This window comes from Paraglaciecola hydrolytica, assembly GCF_001565895.1.
Lineage (GTDB): Bacteria > Pseudomonadota > Gammaproteobacteria > Enterobacterales > Alteromonadaceae > Paraglaciecola > Paraglaciecola hydrolytica.
The window spans coordinates 379,776-383,175 of sequence record NZ_LSNE01000009.1; the positions used below are offsets into that span (position 1 = coordinate 379,776).

General features: G+C 44.6%; 3 protein-coding genes. All 3 read right to left on the bottom strand.

The genetic code is table 11. The annotated features are described in order from the left end of the window. A partial coding sequence (locus AX660_RS17405) for an MFS transporter (RefSeq protein WP_068379559.1) occupies window positions 1–1,043 on the bottom strand: 1,043 nt, incomplete at its 3' end. A 1-nt stretch (window position 1,044) separates the two neighbouring features. Continuing rightward, window positions 1,045–2,802 carry a serine hydrolase gene (locus AX660_RS17410; protein ID WP_068379563.1) on the bottom strand — a complete coding sequence of 586 codons (1,758 nt, stop codon included), beginning with the start codon at window positions 2,800–2,802 and terminating at the stop codon, window positions 1,045–1,047. Continuing rightward, the coding region (locus AX660_RS23355) for a sulfotransferase family protein (RefSeq protein ID WP_162266430.1) at window positions 2,793–3,400 on the bottom strand (608 nt) is incomplete at its 5' end. The genes AX660_RS17410 and AX660_RS23355, both read right to left, overlap by 10 nt.

A 3,400-nucleotide genomic window follows, 5' to 3' on the forward strand; every position in this document is an offset into this window, starting at 1 on the left:
AAGCCCATTTTCGAAGCAAAACCACCGAGCGCTGCAAGTTGCCCTGCTTTATCTAGTTCAGAGCAGATGCCAAACATATAAGGCAAAGCAAAGGCCCAGGTAATGCCAATCACGATGTTAGCGAGTAAATACACCATGGGAATTTCACTGAAAATTAACAGCCATGAACAAATGGCCGTAAGCACTATGGACGCCAGCAAAGGCAGGGTTCGACCATATTTAGTGCCAATAATAATCACCAACATAGAGCCAAATAAGGCTATCCAACTGCCTGCAGCCAATGCTGGGCTGATAAAATCAATAGTCAATCCCTCCGCCTTGGCTAAACCAATGATAAAAGCAAATAACCCCATATTGGCTGCTTGAAATAGAAAGATGGCAAATAAGTTAAGTACTAGTGGTACACGTCTTATTTTTGCTGGTAGGGGGGCAAGTGGATCCACTTTAGCGATTGCATATAAGGGTAAAAAGGGCAGCATCAGCAAGGTGACTAGAGTAAAGGTCATCAATGAAGTGAACAACGCCGAGGTACCATATTCAGGCACTAAGCCCGGCAAGTACATGATGCCCAGACCGCCTAATCCCCATTGGATCAATAATAAATAACCAAAGGTTTTATCTGCATCTGTAGTGCGCGAAATCACCGCAAAACCAATGCCGACTAACAAGCCTCCCACCAAGCCATGAATTGCGCGCACGCCAATCATCACATTGGCAGAGACAATGTGCATACTGGCAAAATCGATACACAGTAGTGCAATTAATAAGACATAAGCCCAAGTTTTCCATTGAATATGTTTAACCAGAAAAACAGCACTTAGAGCTCCTGCGGCGGCGGCATATAAGTTGGCCGAACTAATAAAACCCGCTTGTTGATTTGTAAACTCTAAACCTTCTTTTAAACCACTGACCAAGGCCGGCATGATATTGATATAAAAAATGCCAGCGGTGGTTAAAAAGGCTAGAAAAATGCGGGCTAACATGCCGTGAGGCGCGACCTTCCATGATGAATTGGATTGGTTTGGTTCGAGTTGAATAGTCATTTTAATCTTCCTGTAGTGCTTGCAGTTTTGCCTGCTCAGGTGGATGGCAAAGTGATTGTAGTTTGGCCAATTCGGGTAGGGCACTCGACCAGTCGTATTGATGGCTATCACTGAAATAATAATAGCTAGTATTGTTGGCTAATAACGCGATGGTAATGCCGCCATAACCTGACATAAAAGGTAACCAAGTAGGGGAGTCGCATAGTTGTAGACTATCGATGTTACGTGCCCAAAAACTGTGCCAATAACGAATAGTACTGAAATCGGTAGTCAAACCAAACGGTTCTGCACTGCGCTGAAGGGCTTGATTGAGAGGCCCTTGAGCCAGTAAACGTGGCTCTGTTGCTAAGGATGCGGATTGTTGATTAATAAACAGGCTGAGCTTGGCAATATCGTCTGTATTAAAAAACAATCCATAACCGCCATAGGCTTGTTTTTCCGCATCTTGAGTACGTCTGCTGCCGTTACTTAATGCACTGAGGCGCAGCTGTGCAAAAATTTTATTGACCACAATGTCAGTAAAAATATCGACCTTGTCACCTCGTTTACTTTTTAAGTAATTGTTTAGCGCGGCAGTTAATAAATAAGTATCCGAGGTATGGTAAACAAAACGCTCGCCCGCTGGACTTTGGTGAGGGTAGTGACCACAAGCAAAGTTGAGTTTATCTTGATGAGTGGTGGCATTAAAAAAAGTTAAGGTTGCATCAGCCCCTTCATCTACGTGGTAGGCCGCAGAGTGATAATTGCCACTGCTCATATTTAATAAATCCACAAAGCTGACATCTTGCCATTGTTCATTTTGGCCATTATCACTCCTACCTTGTTTACCTAAGCATTGCGGTACCCAATCTTGGACTTTTTGCGTAAATACATCGCCATATTGTTGCTGTAAATAGAACATGCTTAAACCGGCAAAAATCGACTTGGCGGTAGAGTAGGAGGGCAGTACCAATTGCTCACAAAAAGGATACAAGCCCGCGCGAGTTGGGCAATCTGCTACATAATGCACATCGTTGACGACCAAGCCATAGGTCGTCATATCTTGGGCTTTAATTTGTCCCGTCAGGGCCAATCCCGCCAAAGACAGCTCAGGATAGCGAGTGCTTAGTTGGCTCAGTGTTTGGGTATTAAGACGGTGCTGTTGTTCTTGTTGATAATGCTGGAGGTAAAGCGCGGCATTAGTATATTGCTTAGCCTCGAATTTACTTTCACCCCTACCCCAAAAATCCGCTTTGAAATAAGCACAGGTTTCGCTACTGATTTGATAATAGTATTCAGATTTGAAGCCGCCAGAGCTTTGATCTTGGGTATCAATGTCAAAGGTGATGACGCCGTTATGTACACAGTTTTCGTTTTTTTCTACTAAGGCAAAAGGCAGGGCGACGATATGAGTTTGTTTGTTGTCGGAATCCTGCCAAATTTTACCCACGCCGACGATGTAATCCCAATATGGATTGTCGCTCAGTTGCAAACTACGTTGCAGGGGGAGCACCTCGCCACTTTGACTTTGTACCACATCAAACACCATATTGGGTAAAGTACGCCGTGGATCGGTGTTACGGCTATTACTGCCAACTAAGGACAGTCTGGCATGCTTAGTTTGGGCAAGTAGTGTAATACGGCCTTGGAGCAATAAGGTCGGCGCTGGTAACTCATGGGGCACTAAGTCCTGCATATTGCGAGGGGTGCTTGGCGCGGCATTAAGGCTACATGCAGCAAGTAAACCCGCCATCAATAAACTTAAGCTGATTAATCGCACGCTATACCCGCCTGTTCTAATCGTTGTTTTACGCCAGCAAGCTGAGTTGCAAAGTGCCGCCACTTGCCTATGGAACTGCTGTAAACACCTTGCCTTACTTGAGCTGCACTGGCGGTGGTTGAGGGCGCGCTATTGTATTGAAACTGACTACAACTGGCTTGCCACTCAAGGCCGCAATAATTCAGTAGGTTTTGAGTTTGAGTGTCGACATCGGCCACTAAGTGTTCGTAATTTACTCTGTGGATCACACCTGGTAGCACTCTTTGCCAGTGTTGCATTAAACGCTGGTGGGCAATCTGATATTGAGCTAAGTCATCTAAGTCGTAAGAAAAAGGATAACCATTGGTAAACAACTGTTTGTAGATGGCAAAACAGGTATCCAGAGGATGACGCTGAATATAGATAATTTTAGCTTGGGGTAGGGCTAAGTGAATCAGCCCTACATACAAAGAATTTAGCGGTAATTTATCGATAAAATGTTGATGTCCACCAAGTTCGTTTTGCACGCTTTTAAGATAGTTTTCACCCAACTTAGCAAAATCTATGTCGCGACTCATGGCAACTAAGTCAAGTTTGTTAGCGGGGGGGGGGGCGGGGG